Source organism: Solwaraspora sp. WMMD406 (assembly GCF_029626025.1).
Taxonomy (GTDB): domain Bacteria; phylum Actinomycetota; class Actinomycetes; order Mycobacteriales; family Micromonosporaceae; genus Micromonospora_E.
In genome coordinates this window covers 931,365-953,904 of the sequence record NZ_JARUBF010000001.1, presented here as the reverse complement: position 1 = coordinate 953,904, position 22,540 = coordinate 931,365, and the positions used below count along the sequence as shown (strand labels likewise).

General features: G+C 68.2%; 21 protein-coding genes. 17 read left to right on the top strand and 4 right to left on the bottom strand.

Annotation, left to right across the window (positions count from 1 at the left end):
* Positions 1 to 92: 92 nt before the first annotated feature.
* Complete coding sequence (locus O7632_RS04280) at positions 93 to 893, top strand: helix-turn-helix transcriptional regulator (RefSeq protein ID WP_278111611.1); 801 nt, start codon at positions 93 to 95, stop codon at positions 891 to 893.
* Between the two features lie 649 nt (positions 894 to 1,542).
* Complete coding sequence (locus O7632_RS04270) at positions 1,543 to 1,734, top strand: hypothetical protein (protein ID WP_278111609.1); 192 nt, start codon at positions 1,543 to 1,545, stop codon at positions 1,732 to 1,734.
* Positions 1,735 to 1,971: 237 nt separating this feature from the next.
* Here the strand turns inward: O7632_RS04270 and O7632_RS04265 are convergent, their stop codons facing one another.
* Complete coding sequence (locus tag O7632_RS04265) at positions 1,972 to 2,487, bottom strand: hypothetical protein (RefSeq protein ID WP_278111607.1); 516 nt, start codon at positions 2,485 to 2,487, stop codon at positions 1,972 to 1,974.
* Between the two features lie 54 nt (positions 2,488 to 2,541).
* Here O7632_RS04265 and O7632_RS04260 point away from each other — a divergent pair, with 54 nt between their 5' ends.
* From O7632_RS04260 to O7632_RS04225, 8 genes are read left to right on the top strand one after another with little or no spacing between them, the layout of a single operon-like run.
* Entirely contained in the window at positions 2,542 to 3,120 is a 579-nt protein-coding gene (locus tag O7632_RS04260) for a hypothetical protein (protein ID WP_278111604.1), read from the top strand.
* On the top strand, positions 3,117 to 3,974 hold the full coding sequence (locus O7632_RS04255) for a hypothetical protein (RefSeq protein ID WP_278111603.1): 858 nt from the start codon (positions 3,117 to 3,119) through the stop codon (positions 3,972 to 3,974). The genes O7632_RS04260 and O7632_RS04255 overlap by 4 nt, the downstream gene beginning before the upstream one ends.
* Positions 3,962 to 4,663 (top strand): HAD family hydrolase, encoded by a 702-nt coding sequence (locus O7632_RS04250; RefSeq protein WP_278111602.1) that lies wholly within the window; start codon positions 3,962 to 3,964, stop codon positions 4,661 to 4,663. The genes O7632_RS04255 and O7632_RS04250 overlap by 13 nt, the downstream gene beginning before the upstream one ends.
* Positions 4,660 to 5,550 carry a hypothetical protein gene (locus O7632_RS04245; protein ID WP_278111601.1) on the top strand — a complete coding sequence of 297 codons (891 nt, stop codon included), beginning with the start codon at positions 4,660 to 4,662 and terminating at the stop codon, positions 5,548 to 5,550. The genes O7632_RS04250 and O7632_RS04245 overlap by 4 nt, the downstream gene beginning before the upstream one ends.
* Complete coding sequence (locus tag O7632_RS04240; protein ID WP_278111599.1) at positions 5,547 to 6,353, top strand: hypothetical protein; 807 nt, start codon at positions 5,547 to 5,549, stop codon at positions 6,351 to 6,353. Before O7632_RS04245 ends, O7632_RS04240 begins: the two co-directional genes overlap by 4 nt.
* Positions 6,350 to 7,513, top strand: coding sequence for a glycosyltransferase (locus O7632_RS04235; protein ID WP_278111597.1), 1,164 nt, complete (start codon positions 6,350 to 6,352; stop codon positions 7,511 to 7,513). The genes O7632_RS04240 and O7632_RS04235 overlap by 4 nt, the downstream gene beginning before the upstream one ends.
* Positions 7,510 to 8,562, top strand: coding sequence for a phosphotransferase (locus tag O7632_RS04230; RefSeq protein WP_278111595.1), 1,053 nt, complete (start codon positions 7,510 to 7,512; stop codon positions 8,560 to 8,562). The genes O7632_RS04235 and O7632_RS04230 overlap by 4 nt, the downstream gene beginning before the upstream one ends.
* 27 nt (positions 8,563 to 8,589) lie before the next feature.
* The gene (locus O7632_RS04225; protein ID WP_278111593.1) at positions 8,590 to 11,286 is read left to right on the top strand and encodes an NAD(P)-dependent oxidoreductase; all 2,697 of its coding nucleotides are present in this window, start codon (positions 8,590 to 8,592) and stop codon (positions 11,284 to 11,286) included.
* Positions 11,287 to 11,498: 212 nt separating this feature from the next.
* Here O7632_RS04225 and O7632_RS04220 read toward each other — a convergent pair whose 3' ends face one another.
* A complete protein-coding gene (locus O7632_RS04220) occupies positions 11,499 to 11,939 on the bottom strand; it encodes an NUDIX hydrolase (protein ID WP_278111592.1) in 441 nt (146 codons plus the stop codon).
* A gap of 83 nt (positions 11,940 to 12,022) precedes the next feature.
* Positions 12,023 to 12,226: a hypothetical protein gene (locus O7632_RS04215; RefSeq protein WP_278111591.1), complete on the bottom strand. Its 204-nt coding sequence runs from the start codon at positions 12,224 to 12,226 to the stop codon at positions 12,023 to 12,025.
* Positions 12,227 to 12,390: 164 nt separating this feature from the next.
* Here O7632_RS04215 and O7632_RS04210 point away from each other — a divergent pair, with 164 nt between their 5' ends.
* Positions 12,391 to 12,894: a hypothetical protein gene (locus tag O7632_RS04210; RefSeq protein ID WP_278111590.1), complete on the top strand. Its 504-nt coding sequence runs from the start codon at positions 12,391 to 12,393 to the stop codon at positions 12,892 to 12,894.
* Between the two features lie 19 nt (positions 12,895 to 12,913).
* Here the strand turns inward: O7632_RS04210 and O7632_RS04205 are convergent, their stop codons facing one another.
* A complete protein-coding gene (locus O7632_RS04205) occupies positions 12,914 to 13,786 on the bottom strand; it encodes a hypothetical protein (protein WP_278111589.1) in 873 nt (290 codons plus the stop codon).
* Positions 13,787 to 14,570: 784 nt separating this feature from the next.
* Between O7632_RS04205 and O7632_RS04200 the strand changes: the two genes are divergently transcribed.
* From O7632_RS04200 to fxsT, 6 genes are all read left to right on the top strand, one after another.
* Positions 14,571 to 16,256 (top strand): replication-relaxation family protein, encoded by a 1,686-nt coding sequence (locus O7632_RS04200; RefSeq protein WP_278111588.1) that lies wholly within the window; start codon positions 14,571 to 14,573, stop codon positions 16,254 to 16,256.
* 303 nt (positions 16,257 to 16,559) lie between these two features.
* A complete protein-coding gene (locus O7632_RS04195) occupies positions 16,560 to 17,696 on the top strand; it encodes a site-specific integrase (RefSeq protein ID WP_278111586.1) in 1,137 nt (378 codons plus the stop codon).
* Positions 17,693 to 18,028 (top strand): helix-turn-helix transcriptional regulator, encoded by a 336-nt coding sequence (locus O7632_RS04190; RefSeq protein ID WP_278111584.1) that lies wholly within the window; start codon positions 17,693 to 17,695, stop codon positions 18,026 to 18,028. The genes O7632_RS04195 and O7632_RS04190 overlap by 4 nt, the downstream gene beginning before the upstream one ends.
* Positions 18,025 to 19,290 carry a hypothetical protein gene (locus tag O7632_RS04185; protein WP_278111583.1) on the top strand — a complete coding sequence of 422 codons (1,266 nt, stop codon included), beginning with the start codon at positions 18,025 to 18,027 and terminating at the stop codon, positions 19,288 to 19,290. The genes O7632_RS04190 and O7632_RS04185 overlap by 4 nt, the downstream gene beginning before the upstream one ends.
* A 308-nt stretch (positions 19,291 to 19,598) precedes the next feature.
* Positions 19,599 to 19,976 carry a hypothetical protein gene (locus tag O7632_RS04180; RefSeq protein ID WP_278111581.1) on the top strand — a complete coding sequence of 126 codons (378 nt, stop codon included), beginning with the start codon at positions 19,599 to 19,601 and terminating at the stop codon, positions 19,974 to 19,976.
* Positions 19,977 to 19,992: 16 nt separating this feature from the next.
* The gene (gene fxsT, locus O7632_RS04175) at positions 19,993 to 22,341 is read left to right on the top strand and encodes an FxSxx-COOH system tetratricopeptide repeat protein (RefSeq protein WP_278111580.1); all 2,349 of its coding nucleotides are present in this window, start codon (positions 19,993 to 19,995) and stop codon (positions 22,339 to 22,341) included.
* Positions 22,342 to 22,540: the final 199 nt, after the last annotated feature.

Genomic DNA, 22,540 nt, shown 5'->3' with positions numbered 1-22,540 from the left:
TCGACACGGACGCGACTCCGCCCGCCAAGAGGCGGCACCGGGGATGGCGTATCGCCCCACGGACACCGAACGACCTGATCCAACAGGCCCGGTTGGCGCTGCGCTCGCCGACGGGCTCAGGACGGGTGATGTCGCGTCAAGAGGTAGCCGAGGCGGTCAACGCCTGGGTGTTCGAGCGGAGCGGCCGGCGCTGCTTCCTCAACAGCCGATACATCGGCCAGTTGGAACGCGGCGAGACGCGCTGGCCATCGGCACACTACCGGGCGGGGCTGCGAGCGGTTCTCGGTGCGACGAACGATGCCGAGATTGGTCTGTTCATCATCTACGGAGCCGGGCGGGGCTCGCAGACGACGGCGAGCGGACAGGCCGCGCCGGCATCTGCGTCGATGGAACCGGCCGACGAAGTCGGCAGCGGGTTCACGGCGGCAGTACCGGGCAGCGCGAGCACAGCCCAAGCCCACGCACGACGTACATGGCGTCCGGACGCAACCACCAACGCGCGGCGGGAGATGGGGACGCGGGCACCGGTCGCAGCGGTGGACTCGTGCGGATGCGATGTGGCAATCGGCCGGTGGACCGGGCGGGAGTCGCGGGCGCTGCGCGAGGCGCTACGGATGAGCGTGCGGGCCTTCGCTGAGTACCTTGGCGTCAGCAAGAACGCCGTCTCCTGGTGGGAAAACCGTGACCCAACACCGCTGCGGCTGGCCACGCAGGCGGTGCTGGATCAGGCACTCACGCTCGCGGACTCCGACACGAGGATCCGGTTCGGACTGATCCTCGCCGGTGACTCGGACGAATTTTCCGGCCCGCGCACCAGCCCCGCACACAACGCGGCGAGCGGATCCGTCGTAACGCCGTTGCACGGGCGAGAACGGACGCGTACCGCGTCCTGACTCCGAGCACCTATCAGTCGATTGGAGGTCTCGCTCATGGCTGGAACGGAGATGCCGTTCGATGAGGTACGCGAGGGGTCCACCGAGACCGGGCCGCAGGCGTCAGACGTCGGCTACGCCGCTGAACGGCTCGTAGCGCAAGTCGCCAGCATCGCCGCGACACACATCGCCGCCGACGACGGCACCTGCACCGGCTGCCGAGACGCCTGGAACCGCTGGGCGCCACACCCCTGCACACAAGCCGAATGGGCGACGTCGACCCAGGCGGCCAGCGCCAGCAACCGGCGTCCCGCAACCACACCGGGCGGCGACGGAAGTCAACGCGGGTCGCGGCCAACGTCATAACCAATATCGAGACCCGATCCCGGGCCAGACAAGCAGGAGGCCACGGCGCGCACCCAAGAAAGAAATACGATTTCAAACACCCGAGGACCTCACTCAGCAAGGGCGGTTGCACCCGCAGACGTTCTCGCAATCGCGGAGGATGAAATAGCGTGAAAGGCCAAACAACATGCATCCATCCTGGTGCCACCCACAGGAGTGCACGGCGGATTTAAATGGATTCTACCCGGACTCCTCGCCACCGACCCATGGGAGTCAGTGGTACGACTGCAACCCACCAGACCAGCCTCAGCCGGTCGAAGTCGAGATGCAACTGGTTCAGTATATCGACGACGTAAATCCAAGAACATTCATTCGAATCGCTCGAAGCGACTTCGAAGACCGGCAGGTCTTCCACATCACGATAGAACAAGGCCGCGCCGTCTGTCAGGCGCTGGCCGAGATGCTTGCCCGCAACGACGAGGGCCAGAAGACGATGCACACGGTATCAGGTCAATAGGGTGGACGATCGTTCATTGGCCAGGAGGAAGGTCACGGATGGCATCAATCGAGCCCTCGGACCGCCGGCAGGCCAGCTGGCATGCGGAAACGCAGTGCCTCGAATCCAGCCGGGGCAACGCGTCTCGATACTTCAAGAAATCGGGTGGACGCGGCTCAGACCCATACATGAACATGGTCGTTCAGTCCAGCGAGGAGCATCGTGACGACGTCATCGGCCGGCGAGGTTGGTCCGCGCTCACAGCCAGCGGGGGTACCAAGGGACATAGTTCTCGCGGGGCATCGCCTGCGGTTCGCGGCGGAAGCACAGGACATGGCGGATGATGCGCTGGCGGTGCTGGTTCCGCCGTGTTCGGTTGCGGAGCCGATGGTTTCGGAGCCCGGTTGGTCGGTCCACGTCGCACTCGCCCCAGTCGGCGCTGATCATCGGCGCAGAGGCCATCCGGTCTTCGGATGGATCGACATCGGCCGACGACTGGAGATCGTCGACGCGGCGAACGGGCTTCTCGTTCTCGCCGGCCAGTATCGGGAGGGGTGCGCCGAAACCATCATCGAGGTGGATATCCGATCCCGACAGACACGGGTACTCCTGCCCCCCGGGGACGGACCGAGCCGGCGGTGGCCGGACTGGGTCGGCCGGATGTTCTTCGGGTCGCGTCTGCTCGCGGATGGTTGGCACCTGATGCACGCTGCGGCAGTGAGCGTCGACACCGACGCCGGTCCTCGGGCAGTGGTCTTCCTGGCTGGCTCGCATGGAGGAAAGTCGACGCTGGCACACCGGGCGTCAGTCGAGTTGTCCGCCAAGTTCTTGTCCGACGACCTGGTTCTCCTCCGCCCCCGGTCCGACGGCGTGATCGCGGTCGGCTGGCCAACCCGAGTCAGCATCCCGCTGGAACTTCTGGACGCCGCGACACGCGAGAGGGCCTCCGCTGGAACGGCGCTGGACACGTTTGTGGGCAGCACTCGACGGCGCAGGCTGGTGCTCAGCCCACCCGAGTACGCGACCGTGTTCGATGTCGAGCGGGCCGGACCCACGATGGTGGGGGCGGTCGTCGTGGTCAGTCCAACCGATGCCACCTCACGGGGATCGCACGGGCTGGAGGTCGATGGGAATGTCAGCGCGGACCGGCTCGGGTTGGCGCTGACGGCCGCCGCTCAGATTCCCGCTCAGCGGTTGATGATGCTCGACCTCATTGGTGTCGCTGGGCCGTCAGCCCAGCCGCCGTGGTCGACGAAGAGTGCCCAGGCGGGCTTACTGGCCGGGCTTCGTGTCGCCGAGGTCGCGGTAGTCGGGGTCAGCGTTCCGGACATGTCGCGGTTGCCGTCGCTGCCGGTATGGACGGCTCTCGCCACCCGCATCCCCTGGATCATGGAGGGTGCACCATGACCGTCAATTGGGTTGTTCGTAGCGGTAGCAGGCGACTGGTGGTGGCAGGCCCGCCGCACATGGCCGTGTGGTGGCCCGCCCTCTTGGCGCAGATCCCGGCGGCTTACGGCGGACCGGTTGAGGTGGGCAATGAGCTTGCGGCGCTCACACTCACTGACGGGACGACACAAGCCGACACGCGTCGCATCATCAATGCCAGGTTCCATGCCGAGCACCTCTCTAATGACACGCTGAGCGTGCATGGTGTCGCCGTGGCGAAGGCGGGACGGGCGATGCTGCTGATCGGCGACTACGGTGCCGGAAAGAGTCTCACTGGGCTGGCCATGATCTTGTCAATGGGATGGTCTCCTGTCGCGGGGGATACCTGCCTCGTGAGGTTGAATAGTCGGGGCCTCTTTGACGTGGTTGGTGGCACCCGTGCGTACGTGCTGCGACGATCCGCGATCGAGCAGTGGTTTCCCACCCTTGCTCTCGGCGCGGCGGACGGCGACCGGGTTGATCTCGCTGAAAGCCTGCCCGGTAGCGACAGCAATACAGCGCCGAGGCTTGCCGGCATCATGATAGTGGCCGTCGATGGCGGCGGCTTCGCGTCACCACCGATTCCCTGCGGCGAACAGGTGGCCGGGAACGCGCTGTACCGGGCGAGCGGTCACCTACTGGCCAAGGTCCTTGATGATGCTGCGGCGGACCCGTTGTCACTGTTGGAGGGTTCCGAGCTGGCTCGCCGCCGGCTGCGGCTGGTGCGTCGGCTCACGTCCACCGTTCGTTGTTGGTGGGTGCGGGGCGAGCCCGGCGGCATGGCGGCGGCGGTGGACGCCGTGACACGTGAGGAGGACCAGCGGTGGGTGAGCTAGCGGTGGCAACGGTGGCGCTTGATTTCGGCGGCACGTTGGCAACTCCGGGGCCGTCGCCGCGTGGACCGGACGTGGTGGCCGCGTTGGAGTTGCGGCTAGGTTGGCCGACCCCCACCGGGCTTGAGGCCGCAGTCGAGGAAGCGCGGGCCGAGGCGAAGGCGGCGTACCGGCAGGGTGCCCAGACGCCATGGGAGTCGATCCTCGCCGACGCCTGGCGGCGCGTGGGCGCTGAGGTGCCAGATCTGGCCACAGTGGTTGACGCGGTGTGGCAGACGGTCCCTGACGCTGTCGTCGATCCGCGTGCCGTCGAGGTGGTTCGGACACTTCGCCGCACCCGGCGGGCACTGGTCCTTGCCTGCAACACCCAACGCCCGATCGCGCACCGGCGACGAACGCTCGCGGCCACCGGCTTGGCGGCCTGCTTCGATGCCCTTGTGCTGTCCAGCGACATCGGGGTCGCCAAGCCCGACTCCCGTTTTTACGCTGCGGTGGCCGACGCTGCCGGAGTCGCGCCGGAGGCGGTCCTGTTCGTCGGTGACACTCTCGACAAGGACGTCATCGGCCCGCGTGCCTTCGGGATGCGGGCCGTCCTGGTGTGCGCTGGGTCACCGCCGCCGGGCCTGCCCGAAGGTGTCCCGGTCATCGCCCACGTGGCCGAGCTGCCCGACTTGCTGGAGCAGTGGCCGTGATCAGCCTGGAGGGTGTGGGCGCGCGGATCATCTTCCGGCGAGGCGTCGCGACCCTCGCACCGCCCGTGCCCGCGCAGCCGGGCTGGTTCGCGGCACGATACAGCGTCGTCAGTCCCGGCACCGAACTGCGGCATCTACTCGCCACAGCGAGCGGAGACGATCACGCTGCCGGGTACATGACCGTCGTCGACTCGCCGGATGGTGAGCAGCGGTTGACACCCGTGCCTCACGGTGCCGCCGCCGAGCCCGACGACCACCGCGCGCTGCCGATCCCACAGGCGACCAGGCCCGAGCACGTCGCGGTTGCCCGCTTCCAGGTGATGGCGGCCCTTGGCCTGTGCCGCTGGGCGTCGTACTACCGAGCCCCGGAGCCGGTTGTAGTCGTCGGCGGCGGGCCGGTCGCTCTCGGATGCGTACTGGAGCTGAAACGCCGAGGCGTGGCCCGTGTGGTAGGGGTGACCCGGCACCCGCAGCCGGCTGCGGCGGCTCTACCGGACGTCACGATGCTGGACGAGGCACCCGGTGCCGCGACGCAGTCCTTCGTGATCGACTGCACCGGGCGCTCAGCGCGGGCGTTGGCCCTGGTGGCACCGGGCGGATTCCTTGGCCTGCTGGGCACGCCGGCCGACGAGGGGGACCTGTCCTCTGCGGTTGTGCACCGGCGTGGCGCTGCCGTGGTGGGCATGCATGAACTCGCCGGTCACTCCGACCAGGCGAGGCAAGCAGCGTTCGAGACCGTGCTGCGTTGGGTGACCACCACGGTCGACGTCGATGCCGTGCCGGACTGGTTCACCCGGATCCCAGGCGAGCGGGCCGGTTCGTTCTATGCGGCGTTGGCCAGCGGACGGCGGCCCACTGCGGCGTTTGTGATCCTGGAGTGGTCGTGACCAGATCGACGCCGACGGCCGTCGGCCTCTACAGCATCGGAATCCGGGGTATCGATCTGGAAGATCTGCTCGCGCTCGCGGTGGCGCACGAGGTGCCGTTCTTGCACCTGCGCGGCGGCCCGCGCGGGTTCGACCTGGCCAGGCGCGACACCGTCACGCTCAATCGGTGGGCGTGTTGCTCCCAGGCGAGCGTGCCGATCACCGTCGTCACCGCTGATCTCGACCTCGCCGATTTCGCTCAGCCGGGCACTCAGGCGTACCAGCAGGCCAGCGCCGAGCTTGACCGACTGGGCCACGCCGCCGTCGTGCTGCGAGCACGCGCGGTTCGCCTGCTCGCCAGGCATGTTCCCGACCAGCGGCGGTGGGCCGACCTCGCGGTGCCGGACCTCACCGCCCGGCACGGGCTGACGACTCTGATCGAGCTACATGCTCCGGCATGGTTCGCGGCGCAAACAGTCGCCTCAATGGTCGCGTACCTCGGCCGAGCCCCATGGCTCGCGTTGCTGATGGACACGGCTCAAGTCCACAGGGCGTGGCTGCGTTCCGACAGCCCCGACAGCCTCGCCGCTCAGGTGTCCGCCCTCGCGCCACACACCCGCGCCGTTCACATCAGCGACAGCGGTGATCAGGTGCCCGGTGCCGGTTACGAGATCGTGGCAAAGACGTTCGGGCACCTGGACGACGACAGCCCGGTCGAGATCGCCTTCGAATGGACCGGTGCCGACCGCAGCCCGCAGGGCTGCCTGGACCGGTACCGCCGGGCTGTCGCCTGGTGGCGCTCAAGCTCGGAAGGAAACCCGTGACGTCCCCACCGACCGCGACGCCTCGCCAGTGGGTGATCGCCACGGACTACCCACGCTGGCCGAGCCCGTATTTTGCTCACCTTCACCGCTACGCCCCACAGACGCTGCCGTTGACCTTCTGCCCGGACCTCGCCAGCGTGAGCGCGATACAGCCGCCCGGCGTGCTCAACCTGCACCGACTCAAACGGCTTTACCACGACGCGTCCCAGGGGACACGCACACCACGGGCCGCCGCCGAGTTCCTGGCGAGACTGGCCGACATGCGACAGGCCGGCTGGCGCGTAGTGTGGACCGTCCACAATCTCAAACCGATCGACGGCGACGCAGCGACAGGCACCGATGACATCGTGACCCGGGGTGTTCTCGACCTCGCCGACATCGTCCTGTGCCACACGAACGCAGATAGCACGGTGCTGCGCTCCCGCACAGATGCGGACGTGCGGGTGATCGGCTGGGCCGGGCTGGACAACCCCACGCGACCCCCAGGCGGCGCGGTGTCCGAACTGATGGATCACATGCGTGGCCAACCGCTGGCGTTCCTGCTGCTGGGCCACATCACCCGGTACAAGGACGTACCCGCCGCCGCTGCGACCTTCCTCGCCCGCACCACCCGCGCGAGCCTGGTCATCGTCGGCGCCAGCCGCGACCCAGCGATCTCAGCCGCCCTCAGTCGCGTCGTCGCCGGTGCCGACGGTCGAGTCATCTGGTATCCGCACCGGGTGCCACCTGAGCTAGCCGGTCACCTCTACGCGGCTGCGGACGCCGCCGTCTGCCCCTACCGCACCGATGGCGACTACGGCTTCCTCTCCGAGGTTCTGCACCCTAGCTCGGTCGCCACCGCCACCTGCTATCAAGTACCTGTAATAGCCCCTGACCTACCCGCCGTCGAGGAGATCACCAGAGGCCGTCCCCGATGGCTGGCACCCGCCGAAGGCGGGCTCGGCCCCGCGATGGCCGCAGCCGAGTCCACTCTGACGACGCTGCGGCATGCCGTCGCCCCGAAGGCCCGCAGGCCGCCGAGCGACTCGGCCCACCGATGGAAACGCATCGGCCGGATCTACCAATCGCTCGCCGCTGAACTGCTACCGGTCGAGCCGTCCACCCGCGCGGCGTCCGGTAGCCCTTCACATCAAGACCCGACAGGAGAGCCCCGTCGATGACCGAGCCCACCACCGAACCCTCGCCCACGATCGCCGACGTTCTCGCGTGCCGTTACGGGCTCGCGCCGGACCGCATGGTCCAGCTACCCATCGGGCAGGGAACGACCAACTATCGGGCGACGTGCGCGGGCCACGACGTCTTTGTCAAGAACTATCCACCCGGCACCGACTTGGCCGGTGAAGCCGATGCCATCGGCCTGTCGGCACTCGCCGGATGTCACGGCACGCCGGTCGCCGGACTGCTCCGCAACCACGCCGGAGACCTGATCGACACCAGTTCCCGGTATGCGGTGTCTGTGTGGGAGTGGATGCCCGGGGCCGTCGTTACTACTGACCTGACAGCGGGCCAGGCGCGCGCCGCTGGCGCGACGCTTGGTCGCGTCCACGCCGTCTTCGCCACCCTGCCCGCCAGCATCGGGCCATCGTCACAGGCGCAGAGTTGGCTCGCCGTGGACCTCGCCGGCCTGGCAGCAACCGTCGACCGGCTCGCCGACATCGCCGAGGCCCGCATAGCAGCAGGTTCGGCGGACCCGTTCGATGCCCAAGCCGCCAACACGCTCGCCGAGCGGCGGGACGCTATCGGCATGATTCCCGGTCTCATGGGGGACCTGCCCAAGCTCACCACCCAGGTCCTGCACGGCGACTACAGCCCGGTGAATCTGATCTTCGAGGGCGATCAGCTTTCCGCCGTGATCGACTTTCGGCCGCCGGACCCGTTCTTCGTCGCCTACGAAATTGGCCGGGTGGCGTTCTACCCCAACACGGTCGCCACGACGACAGACTGGCTCGCCACCGCACGGACGCTGATCGATGCCTATGTGCGAGCCAACCCCACGGTGGCCGACGACGACATCCGCGCCTGCGCCCGGGTCGCGCTGCTGCAACTGCTCACCAGCCTGTACGGAATCAAGCAGCACTACCTCAAGCCCGGCCTGTTCCAGGACGCCCTCGACGAGTTCTGGCTCCTTCGCCACCGTGCGGTGAGTGTCCTGCTCGACCATCAGGACGACACCGACGCCCTCCTGCACGACATCATCGCAGACCGCTGACAGGCGTATCTCCACACAGTGAGGGACATGATGACCACCCAGCACCCCCAACGCGACCGGAACTGGCACGTCCTACACGGCCCGTTGAGCCCGGACGAGCTGCGCGCAGCGCTGGAGCAGATCGCCTCTGAACACGGCCTGTCGGTCACCTACCCACATCCCGACACGGCTGCCGTCCGACAGGAGGACCGTTCAGTGGATCTCACCATCCGCTGGCGCACCCACCTCCCGCCGGCCCCGGACACCCAGGCCCACAACCTGGAGTCCGAAACGCACCTTGAGATCCTGCTCGACTCCCGCGCCGACGACACGACGGAGACCGTACTGGTCGACGATCTGACGCTGCGGTTGCGCCGGCACAGCAGTAGCGAGCTGGCCCGCATCCGCGCCCATCTGCCCCTCATCGACCGGTACGCCACCACCGATCTCGGCGTTGACGGCTGGGCCTTGATCTTTCGCGATCACTACGTCGAGAACACGCTCGGATTCCTACTCGGCATCCACCGCGCCGGAATCCCGGTACACCGGATCTATGCCCTGGCCAAAGGCGACCACACCCACCGACGCGACCGAGTTCACGCCACGCTGCTCGCCCACGGCATCGCCAGCGGCGTCCTGGACAACACCGCCATCAACGCGCCCGCCAGCCACGAGATCGACCTTGCCGCTGCGCGAGCCAGTGTCGATGCCTTCATCGACGACGCCCACGCCGCAGGATGCCGGGTGCTCGTCATCGACGATGGCGGGCTCATCGCGCAGGGGTACGGTGGCGAAGATGCGCCCCGTCGTGTCGACGCCGCCATCGAGCTGACCGTGTCGGGGCTCAAGCGCATCGGCACCGCCGGGCCGCTGGCGGTCCCGGTGCTCAACCTCGCCCGCTCCGAACTCAAGACGCGCCTCGGTTACCCAGAGATCGCCGAATCCTGCGCCCGCCGGCTGCGAGCCCTTCTGACCGCCCACAAGCTCAGTGGACGTCGGGTGCTTGTCATCGGGTTCGGCGAGCTTGGTTCGCGCCTCTCGGACAGCCTGCGCGCCCAGGGAGCTCAGGTCCACGTCGTCGACACCGACCCACTCTCCCTCATCACCGCCGCTGAAGCCGGCTACACCACCCACCGCCGCGTCAGCGACGCGCTCACGACCGCACCCCCGTTTCTCGTCGTCGGTACCACCGGAGGCGACGCGATCACCGCTACAGACCTGGCTCTCATACCGGACGGCGTGTTTCTCGCACCGTTTGCCACCAGAGACTTCAGCCTGCTCGCCACCCCCGAATACAGCGGACAAGCGACGCTCATCCCCGGCATCGGACGCAGGTACCGCCTCGACGACGGCCGTCACGTCACTGTGCTCGGTGACGGCCGCTCGCTCAACCTGTATGAAGCCGACGCCATACCCAACCAGGGCTACGACGCCTACCGGGCCGGCACGCTGATCGCCGCCGGATGGCTGTGCCGAAACGCAGACCAACTGCCACCCGGCGTACACGTCGAGATCGTCAACGACATTGTGCGAGGCGCCGGACTCTACGAGGCCTACTACGACACGTACCTCGCCACGCCACCAGCCAACACTCCGGCCACGACCGAGATCTCCGGCACCACACACGGCGTCGGCGGACTACGGGCCTGCGTCGTCGGCTACGGCGTCGCCGGACGCCTGCACGCGGAGATTCTCGCCGAGGCAGGCGCGTCACTGACCATCCTCGACCCCAAACACCAGGATCTCCCCAAAGACTTCCGCAGCTTCACCACCGGCGTCGATGAGCTACCCGACGCCGTCGCATCGGCCGTGGCCCTGTGGTCGGTATGCTGTCCCACCGCCGATCACCTTCCGGTCCTCCGATCGATCCTGGCCCGCGATCCGCAGGCAAGGGTCCTACTGGAAAAGCCCGCCTGCCAAGGCCACGAGATTGCCGAACTGACCGCCCTGTTGGCCAGCCACCGCAACGCCAGGCTGGTCCTCGTCGACCAGTACCGGCACAGCCGCGCTCTCGCCGCGCTACGGCAAATCGTCGGCGAACTTGAGCCCGAGGCGACGATCGACCACATCGGCATCACGTTCAGCAAGGACCGCACCGTCGACATCTCACGCGGACGCTTCGTCGACCGCTCTTACGGGGTCCTCGGCTATGAGTGGCTACACATGCTCACCGCGCTACGCCAGTTCCTGCCGGCCGACATCTGGGCCGCGTACCTCACAGGAGACCCGCAGCGCTCCGAACTGACCGCCACCTACGACTCGCGCATGTTCGTTTCCGCGCTCACCGAACGGACGACCATCGCCTTCGACGGCCACAGCGTCAGCGTCGACCTCGCCTCGACCATCACCGGGTCAACCGTCATCCTCGGCAGCACCCCCCGAACAGGCCCCATCGGCAACAGCCACTGGAGTCGAGATCGACGGCCGTCAGACGACCGGCACCGCCACATCACCGTGCACGCCGGGCAAACCAGGTTCGTCGCGCACCTCGACCCCGTCACCGCCCCGGACGGCTGGCAGCTCGACCGCAACCAGCATCGGATCACCGCTCACCGTGGCGATCGACTCCTGCGCGACACGGTCGTCGACGACTCACCGCTGCATGCCGCAGTCCGCGACGCGGTATCCCGGCTTCTCAGCGACGATCCTCTCCCTCGCCCAGACTTGACACCGCTACTGCGCATCGCCGCTCTCGCCCAACTCCTCCGCGCCCAGCAGCCCAACCTCACGCTAGCAGCGAGTTAGGGCAATTCCACCTCGACGACCCATATCCAGCGAGAGACCCATGGCCACAATCTGCCTACGGCTCAACGATTGGGTTATGTCGCACTGGATGGCAATCGATGCTGTTGCGGCGATCAGCACCGGGGTCAGCTGGCTCTGCCGAGGTATTAAAAGTGCGCGTGGCTGTCCGCTGTATCTGGTAATCCGGCACGGTTCTGGCGACTCCCACGAAATCACACCGAAAGCAGCGACTCTGCGTTGTAAACGATAAAGTCCTTGAGCGCATCCGGTTTCAGGTCAACGTCAGGGATTCGATCGATGGGCACCCAGTCCAGCAGATAGACACCACGGGATTGATCGGAAAACTCTGGCCCATTGCGCTCGTTCTCATCCACTCGGGTCAGGCGGCAGGAGAAGAAGTGCTGGACCGATACTCCCTCGCCGGCAGGTGAGCTGAAAAGGAACACTTGACTGAACTGCTCCGCTTCAGCGCCCAGCTCTTCGCGCAGCTCGCGGCGTAACGCAAACTCCAATGAGGAATCCGTCGGCTCCAGGCCACCACCGGGAGTCGTCCAATAGGGATCCCGACCAGGCTTGGTTCGCTTGATCAAGAGCACTCGGTCGTGCTCATCGAAGAGAATCGCCCGTACGGACCTGCGCACGATCTCGCGCATGTGAACCCCAATCGCAGATCAACCGTAGGCGAACTAAAATTACACGCGGAAGAGGGCTCCGCGCGGCCTGCGCCGACTTGAACCTACCGCTGACCGGCGAACACGCGGTCACCGCCATCGGCCGCGAGGCCGGTGAAGAAATAGGTGTGCGCCTTAGCCCTTCGGAGCCATAGTTGGTCACCACGTTGCACCACCGCAATGCCAGCGGCTTCGCCCACGTCGGCCTCGCCTTCGCCGTGGCCTTCGACCAGAGCCGGCACGGCGAGCCGGTCAACGCCGAGCCGCACAAGTGCGCCAAGATCGCACGGATTCTCGCTGACATGCTGGCGTACACCGCCCGCCTGCGTACGCGCGCTTCGAGACCGGGCACCCTTCGCACTCAGCGGCTGGTCATAGTTCGCATGCCTCCCTGGCCGGCGGGAGTGTCAAGCTATGGGGGTGCCCCGTGCTGATGCCAGAACGCCCGCCGGAGATCATCGTGGCTGACGTCGACCGGCGGGCTGAGCGGCGTCGGCGGAGGCTGGCGGAGCGGTTGGCGTGGGAGTTGGCGCATCCGGACCCTGATGCCCCGCGTGACGGGCTGAGCGATTTCGTGGCGGCTGCGGCGGTGCGGGTCCGGTGGGCTTCCGCTGTTGACGCTCAGGTTGCCTTCGACCAAGCGCCGCGTGTGATCGCCCTGGGCGGTGAGTTCGGTCGTGTCGCCGGGGGCGGCGGTGTGGTCCTGTACGTGCATTGCGTCGAGGGTGGGGTGGACGACTGGAGCGTGGTCGTTCCGTGGGAGCCGTTCGCCGGGCCGGTGTTGGTGTGCGTGGACGACCTGGAGGATCACTGTATGTGGATCTCTGAGGATGATCCGCCGTCGCGGGAGGCTCTGTCGCTGTTGCAAACGGAGATCGAGTTGGCGTTCGGCACCCGGGCGGCGCTGACCGGTGACGGCGGCCCGCCTCCGGATTGACCGGCGGGCACGGTGGTGGCTATCTCCGCTCTGGCGGGTCGTATCGGGCGGCCGGACGGGTGGGTGTGGGTTCGATGAGGTCGTGTCGGCCGAGGAGTCTGGCGATGGTGGTGGCGGCGCGGGTGCGTTGTTTGGAGGCGCTGGGTTCGCTGAGGTGCAGGTCGGCGGCGACCGCGCGCAGGGTATCGCCGTTGAGGTAGGTACGGCGGATCAGGGCGGCCTGGGTGTCGCTGATCGTCTGCCGGCCTGTGCGGGTGTTGGCCTGGGCGACGAGGCGGTTCAGGACGTCGTGGACGGTTTCCTGGTTGGCGTCGTCGAGGTGGGCGTCGTGTTCGGGGTTGCCGTGTTCGGCGCGGGGGATGCGGTCGTCGGGTAGCGCGTCAAGGTCATACAGGGGTGGTGGGTGTTGTCGTTTGCGTCCGCTGGCGTGGGTGTAGGCGGCGTCGGTCAGCCGAGGGAAGAGCTGCGGTGTGGTCAGGTCGAGGCGGTGCAGGGCGAACAGGAACTCGATGGCGAGGGTGTAGTGGGCTTGGGCGGCCGGGCCGGGGGCGAGGTACGCGGCGAGCCTGTTGGCCTGGGTTCGGAGTTTCGGGTAGGCGACGCCGAGCGCGTACAGGTTCCAATCGCCGCGGTGGGCGCGTGCGGCCTCGGCGAGGTGCCGCCAGGCCCGGTCCCGCATGGGTCCGGGGGCGCGCATGACGTGGAGGCGGAAGTCGACCATGGGCAGCGAGATCGGCGGTGTGTCCGGGTCGATGACGGTGCTCGGGATGGTCAGCGTGATGCGGGTGCGGGCCTGGGCTTCGATCTGGCCGAGGACCGTAAGGTCGGCCCGCGTTCGTACCGGTTCCAGCCCGCCGTGTGGTGACGCAATCGGCGGGGGCGGGGTGAGCACGGCGGGGGATCCTGTCAGCGACGCCGGTTGCCGGCGCGGAGCGTTGGTTGCATCCCCGTCCCCGTCCGTTGCTGCTCACCACTGGGCGCGGTTCCTGGAGCACCGGCCCGTGGTCACGAGCCTACGCGCGCCGGTGGCCAAGATTTTCTCGCGCGAACGGAAAGTTCGACCATCCACGCTTCCCCTCTATAGGTAGAGGACCCCGGTCTTCGGTGTTTGCTGATAGTCGGCGCGTATCGGGATGAAGCCGACGGATCGTGTACTCGGGCGAAGTGCTGTGGCCTGGGGTTTTCCAATCGGCTGCCCGTTTTTGTAATCCCTTGGTGAAGGGGTAGCTCGCCCCTCGCGGCTCGCGCCGGGGCTGTTGTCCACCCAGCGGACACCCACCACCCGATCCCGTTGCGGCGGTGGCGGTGGCGGTGGCGGTGCGCGGCTGTCAGGTCCCCGAAGGTGTCTGTCACCACCACGCCTGACAGAAGTCCACCACCAGAAGACGTCCGATTAGTAGTTGAACAGGATGGTTCGAGGTTGAACAGCAGCCTTCGTGGGGTTCGCCCCGGTCCGCGCGTTGACAGAAGGTGCCCGGTCCGGGTGCGGGTCCGTGCCCGGCGCGGTGCGGCTGTCAGGGGTTGCGGACTGCTCTGCACCCGATCCGCAACCCAACAGGCCGTGAACAAGCAGGTCAACCCCGCTTCGCCCATCCTTCATGGACCGGCGACTGACATAGATGTCAACTCTTCCCCCCGGGGATGCGCTTATCAGCGCGACAGCGAAAGGAAAGCTGATGCCGTCCGGAACCACCCTACGGCTGCGGGCCTCCGGCGGCCCCAGCGAACAACTCCTGCTCCTACTCAACGACCACCGGGTCATGACCACCGACCAACTCGCCCGCGCCACATCGACCCCGGCCCGCACCGTCCTGTACCGGCTCGAACAACTCCGCGCCGCCGGCATGGTCGACTACGACCGGCCCGGCCGCCACACCGGCAGCGCACCACACCACTGGTGGCTACGCCCCGCCGGAGCACGCCTGATCACCGGCACCGCCCTCGCGGACGGCCGCCGACCCTCCGCCATGTTCTCCGCCCACGCCGCCACCATCACCGAGGTGTGGCTCGCCCTGCGCGACCACGGCCCGCCCGCCGGACTCACCATGACCGGCTGGGCCACCGACCGGGCCGGCTGGCAGGAATGGGACGGCCCCACCTCCGCATGGGGCGGCACGACCACCAAGCGCCTCACCCCCGACGCCGTGTACGAAGCCGTCCTGCCAGACGGGAGGGCGACGGCGGCGTTCGTGGAGATCGACCTCGCCTCCATGACCCAAAACCAACTGAAGGCCAAGCTCGACCGTTACCGTGCCTACGCCCGCGACCGGGCGTGGCGCGGCCGGTTCCCGCACTGCCCGCCCCTGCTGCTGTTTACCACCACCGTCCACCGGGCCGTCACGTTCACCCGCAACACCGCCAAACACCTCCGCGAAGAGAAACGCTCCACCCTCTACCAACGACACGTCACCGACTTCGACCTGATCGCCGAACACGGCCGGCTCATCGTCGCCGCGACCGGCCTCGTCCGCGACCCCGCCCGCGCCGTCACCACCCACGCCTGGAATCTCACCGACCCCGAAGCCGCCGAAACCACGATCACCGCGATCCTCACTGAACGCGCCACCATCGCCACCGCTGCCCGACCCGCTTACCACCGCGAACACGCCGCCGAACTCGCCCGCCTACGCTCCCACACCCTGCGCGACCTCGGCCGCCACCCACAGCAACTCGAATCGAGCCTCGGCCCCGCCGCCGTCGATCTGCTGGCCTATCTGTTCGACCGCGACCACGACCCCCGCAACCCGTTCACCCCCGTCCTCGACACCAGCAGCGTGTTGGCCGCGCTCGCCGACTGGTGGCGACACCACCCCGACGACACCGCCACCGCCAAGGCGCTGCGTGCCGCGTTCACCAGGGCGCACCACACCGCCTGGTCCCATCAGGTCCACCACCTCGCCCACCTCGCCAACGGAGGCGACGACCGGCCCGCCTGGTACACCGCCGCCGCCCGCCTCGCGCGACAGCGTCTCCTCACCCCCGGCGAACACCGCTGGCTCGACCAGTCCCGCAGCCGTGAACAAGCCCAGGCCGACGTCTGGCGCGACTGGCAACCCTCCAACCGCCACTACGGCACCCGGCTCACCTACCCGCAGTGGCGGGACGAACACGTCGACCAGCGGTGGCGCGCACTGTCCTGGTGGCAACGCCACCACACCCACCGCGACACCCTCACCGCCGCGTTCGACGACGAACACCTCACCGCCTGCGCCCGCTGCCGGTTGACCTTGCCCACCAACGACACCGGCAACTGCCCCGGCTGCCACCACCACCAACGCCTACCCCACACCCAACGACACTCGATTACCCCACTGGCCGACCTCATCACAGCGCTACTCGCCCAGACAGCCGACGACCCCTGACCACCCGCACCACCGGAATCTCGACCGCGCCCGGTCGAGATTGATAAGCAGAGGCCATATCTCGCTGCGCGAGATTGGCGGTCAATTGCCATATCTTGCTACGACCGCCGCCTGTTCGATCAGATGCGATTACGTGCTGGTTTGCACGCGCTGGATGGACGGTTCGTTGAAACGGTAACGGTCGCGTGGGCGATCGGGTGACGTGCCGGCACCGAAGCAATCGATCGGTGATCTTCAGTCCGACAATGCCTTGAACTGCGGGTTTGCGGTGCGACGGCATTGGATGCGGGAATCGCGCATCTGATGCGAGGTTCGCGCGTTGCACTCAGCGTGACGGTCAAGGGTGCCGCGAGCCTCCACCTGGTCTCCGGGGTGGCCTTGCTGCGGCCCGAGGAGAGCGTGTTCGCGGCGATGCTCGACGGGTGGCGCGATCAGCAGGTCGCCCGGAACCTGTCGATGTTGACGATCGCGGCGCGGCTGCGGGTGATCCGGGCGTTCGCCGATCATGCCGGCGGCTACCCGTGGCAGTGGCTGCCGCAGATGGTCGACGAGTGGAGCATGGATCTGCGGTCGGTGCGCGGGCTGCGCCGGTCGACGCTGCGGGGTTACCAGGAGGCCGTCCGGCTGTTTTGCGACTACCTGACCGATCCGGCCTACGACTGGGCGGCCGAGTGCCAGCAGCGGTTCGGCTCGCACCCGGTGCAGGTCTGCCACGAGTGGAACACCGCCGTCCATGTGCAGGAGGGCGAGGCTGACCCGGCGAAGCGGGCGTTCACGGTCGCCGAGTTGCAGGCGTTGTTCGACTACGCCGACGAGCAGGTCACCCGCATCCGTGGCGCGGGCCGTAAGGGCTGGTTGCCGGCGTTTCGGGACGCGACGCTGCTGAAGGTCGCCTACGGCTACGGGCTGCGTCGTACCGAGACCCGGATGCTGGACGTGGCCGACTTCGGCACCAACCCGTACGCGGCAGAGTTCGGCGAGTTCGGCGTCTGCCACGTACGCCACGGCAAGGCGAGGAAAGGGTCACCACCGAAGCGGCGCAGCGTGCTGACGGTCTGGCCGTGGACCGCCGAGATGCTGGACCAGTGGACAGCTGAGGTCCGCCCGTTACTCGCCATCGACAGCAGCCCGGCGCTGTGGCCGTCCGAACGCGCCGACCGCATCGGCTTGCAGCAGATCAACAGCCGGCTGTCGACCTACCGGGACGCGCTCGGGCTGGGACCGGGCCTGGACTTCCACTCGCTGCGCCGCTCCTACGTAACCCACCTGATCGAAGACGGCTGGGACCCGCTGTTCGTGCAGCAGCAGGTCGGCCACGAACACTCCTCCACCACCGCCATCTACACCTGCGTCTCCTCCGACTTCCGCACCCGCACCCTGCGCCGAGCCCTGGACCAGACGCTGCACCACGCCCTGCGACCCACCGGAGAGATCTCATGAAACGCCAGGTCAGCTACACGTGGCGGCTGCGCAACGTGATGGCCGACCACAACATCTTCAACACCACCGAACTGGTGCCGCTGCTCGCCGAACGCGGCATCACCCTGTCCGCATCCCAGGTGCACCGACTGGTGTCCGGCACACCCGAACGGCTGTCCCTGCCCGTGCTGGCCGCGCTCTGCGACATCTTCGACACCACCCCCGCCGACCTCATCGTGACCAGCGCTCAGAACCTCGCACCGCGCCGACTCGCCGCCGGCGACAGCAGCACCAGCCCCGGCCACCCGGACGCGATCCGGCCACGACGGGCAACCCTACGGCCGGCGCCATGACCAGCGACTGCATCGACTGCGGCACCATCCCCAAAGGACGTCGCGGCCGGCGCCCGGTCTGCCGGGGATGCAAGCTCAACCGCCGACTGGCCCGACTTCTCCACGACAGCACCGGAACCCCCGCTGCGCACCTGGCCGCGCTGACGGATCATCTACGCGCCGACCCCGACCCGGAGAAGGTGCTGCACTGGCTTTCCCGATCCGGCCCCGCCGAACTACTGACCGCCCTGGCCAACCGACACCTCGACCTCACCCACGACGCCCTCCACACCTGGCCACGCCCGATCCCCGCCCGCCACCTCCAACACCACCTCGTCGCCTGCGGCCTCCTACCCCCAGCCGACGGGCACCTACTCAAGTTCGAGGCATGGCTCCACCGCCGCCTCGACCGGCTCACCGACCACCCCCACGAACGGCTCCTCCGCCGCTTCGCCCTCTGGCACCAGCTCCCACGACTCCGCGCCGACGCCACCACCCGGCCACTACGCGCCACCGCCACCAACTACGCGGTCAACCAGTTCAACACCGCCCACGCCTTCCTCGACTGGCTCCACACACACGGCATCGCACCAGACGCCGTCAGCCAAACCGACCTCGACACCTGGGCCGTCACGACCGGCGCCGGCCACCGCCACACCATCCGCGGCTTCTTCACCTGGGCCACCCACACCTCGGCCATGCCACGCCACCTGGTACTCACCCCAGTCAAGTTCACCATCGGCACCGCCATCACCCAACAACAACGACTCACCCTGCTCCGGCACTACCTCACCAACCAGGCCCAGCCCCTACGCGAACGGGCCACCGCCTGCCTCATGCTGCTCTACGGCCAACCGATCAGCCGCATCCACCGACTCCACCACGACGACCTCGAACTATCCGGCAACGGCCCGACGATCCGGTTCGGCGACCCACCCACACCAATCCCCGAACCGATCGCCGGCCTGCTCCGCGACCTCGCCGCAGCCGCACCAGCCGAAGGCTGGCTGTTCCCCGGACGCCGCCCCGGCCAGCCCATCACCTACCAAACCCTGCACCGCAACCTGCGCAAGCTCGGCTTCCCCCTCAACCAGGCCCGCGTCTCCGCGCTCCGCCAACTCGTCGCCCAGGTCCCCGCCCCCGTCATCGCCGACGCCCTCGGCATCCACCACACGACCGCCACCAGACAAGCCGCCAACGCCGGCACCACCTGGAGCCACTACGCCAGCGGGAACCACACACCACTACCACCACGGAGACCACACGCACGAACTCGCGCATAACAACGCCGGGATCCTGACAAGCATCGATGCGAACAGGTGGATCTGACAGCGCCAGACACTGCCTCTGACCAGCGGATTAACCCGTCTGGCGACATAAAGCGACTTGAACCGCCGTGTCACCGGCGCAATCATGAAAACACGTGTTCGAGTCAGGCCTCCGTGGTGGTTTCGTCGCCAGGTCATTGCTGGTAGACAACGGTTGTGACCGACGAGTACTACGCCATCGCCTGCCGCTGCAGCGGGCAGGGCGTCGGCGGGTTTTCCACTGGTGACAGAATTGGTCGTCTCCCTCACGAAAGGTGATCATGGTGACTGGTGTCGAGGCGATCATCGCGGCGCTCGTGGCGGGTGCTGCGGCGGGTTCGACGGATGTGGCCAGGACGGTGGTCACCGATACCTACGGCGGGTTGAAGAACCTGTTGCGGGGTCGTCTTGCCGGGCGTCCACAGGCGCAGGAGGCTCTGGAGGCGCGGGAGGTCGAGCCGGGCCGCTGGCAGGCGGTGCTGGCCGAGAATCTGGCCGAGTGCGGCGCGGACACCGACGAGCGGATCCTCGCCGCGGCGCGGCGGCTGCTGGAACTGGCGGACCCGATCGGGGCAGGGGCCGGTAGGTACGAGGTCGACGCGAGTCAGGCCAGGGGTGTTCAGGTCGGTGACCACAACACGCAGACCAACACCTTCAACTGAGGCCTGGGACGTGCCGGTGAGCGCCGACGGTGACGGTCGGGCAGGTGACCAGGTCGACGCCTCGCACGCCCGAGGGCTACAGGTCGGCGACGGCAATACCCAGCACAACCATTTCTACGGCCGTCAGGTGTCCTGGCCGCACCGGGTCGGGGTGGTGCCGGTGCTGGCGGACCGTCGCCAGCACCGCCCGGCCGACGAGGCGCTCGCGGCGGCAGGCTCTGGTGGGACGGTGGTGGTGTGCCAGGTCCTGGCCGGGCTCGGCGGGGTCGGCAAGACCCAGCTCGCGGCGAACCTCGCCGAACAACTGTGGCGCGATCGGCAGGTCGATCTGCTGGTGTGGGTCACCGCGACCTCTCGCTCCAGCGTGTTGACCAGCTACGCCCAAGCGGCCGGCGATGTCACCGGTGTCGAGGACAGCGACCCCGACCAGGGTGCTGGGCGACTGTTGGCCTGGCTGGCCGGCACCGACAAGCGGTGGCTGATCGTCCTGGACGACCTCGCCGACCCGGCCGACCTGCGCGGCCTGTGGCCACCGGCCACGGCCACCGGCCGCACGGTGGTCACCACTCGACGTCGGGACGCCGCACTCCTACAGGGACGCACGCTGATCGCGGTGAGCCTGTTCACCCCGGACGAGGCAACGGCTTACCTGGCCGGGAAACTCGACGGTGACACCGCCAGGCTGGACGAGGCCGACCGGTTGGCCGCTGATCTGGGGTATCTGCCGCTGGCGTTAGCGCAGGCCGCCACCTACATCCTGGACCGGAATCTGACCTGCGTCGCATACCGGAAACGACTGGCCCGCCGCCGGCTCGCCGCACTCTCCCCGCACCTGCTCCCCGACGACCAGGCGACACCGGTGGCCGACACGTGGGCGCTGTCGGTCGACCTGGCCGACCAAGCCACCGACGGCCTCGCCCAGGTCCTGCTGCAGATCGCCGCCCTGCTCGACCCCAACGGCATCCCGCTCGACCTGTTCGTCACCCGAGCGGTCACCGCCTACTGCCAGTGGCGTCTCGGGGTGCCGGTCGACGCCGACGACACCCACGACGCGGTCCGCGCCCTGCACCGGCTCAGCCTGGCCAGCACCGCCCGGGACGCCGCCACATCCGCCGCACTACGCGTCCACGCCCTGGTCCAGCGCGCGACCCGGGAAGCCACCCCCGACGAGCACCGGCGCCCTCTCGCCGTCACCGCCGCCGATGCCCTGCTCGAACTGTGGCCGCACACCGAACACGACGCCACCCACGCCCTACACCTGTGCGCCAACACCATCCACCTGCACACCACCACCGGCACCCTGCTGTGGAACCGGGACGACCGCGTCCACTACGTCCTGTTCCAAGCCGGAAACAGCCTCGGCGGCACCGGCCTCGTCACCGCCGCCGCAGACTACTTCCACAACCTGCACACCGCCGCCAGCCAGCACCTCGGCCCGGACCACCCCGACACCCTGGCCGCCCGCGGCAACCTTGCTTCCTGGCGCGGCGAGGCCGGGGACGCGGCCGGCGCCGCCACGGCCTCCGAACAACTCCTCACCGACTGCCTGCGGAACCTCGGCCCGGACCACCCCGACACCCTGGCCACCCGCAGCAACCTCGCCTACTGGCGCGGGGAGGCGGGAGAGGCGGCCGGCGCCGCCACCGCGTACGAGCAACTCCTCACTGACTATCTGCGGGTCTTCGGCCCCGACGACCCCCACACCCTGGCCACCCGTGGCAACCTCGCCTACTGGCGCGGCGAGGCCGGGGACGCGGCCGGCGCCGCCACCGCCAGCGAACAACTGCTCACCGACCAGCTACGGGTCCTCGGCCCCGACCACCCCCACACCCTGACCACCCGCGGCAACCTTGCTTCCTGGCGCGGCGAGGCCGGGGACGCGGCCGGCGCCGCCACCGCCAGCGAACAACTGCTCACCGACCAGCTACGGGTCCTCGGCCCCGACCACCCCCACACCCTGACCACCCGCGGCAACCTTGCTTCCTGGCGCGGCGAGGCCGGGGACGCGGCCGGCGCCGCCACCGCCTACGAACAACTGCTCACCGACCAGCTACGGGTCCTCGGCCCCGACCACCCCCACACCCTGACCATGCGCCACTTCCTCGCCTACTGGCGCGGCGAGGCCGGGGACGCGGCCGGCGCCGCCACCTCCTTCGAACAACTGCTCACCGACCAGCTACGGGTCCTCGGCCCCGACCACCCTCGCACCCTTGCCTGCCGTGGCAGCCTCGCCTACTGGCGCGGCGAGGCCGGGGACGCGGCCGGCGCCGCCACCGCCAGCGAACAACTGCTCACCGACCAGCTACGGGTCCTCGGCCCCGACCACCCCCACACCCTGACCATGCGCCGCTTCCTCGCCTACTAGCGCAATCGCTCTGACGAGGATGGCAACCATCCGTAACCGTCAAATGCTCGACGGGCCGCGAACTCGCTGCAGACGAATACGCGCTCCTACCAGTCGCGGCCGGACGGCGCGTACGTGAGATATGGTAACCGCTACTACAACTTGCTCCCCAGCCCGGCCTCTACGGGAGCTGTCACCGTAACCGTCTACGGGGCAAGGA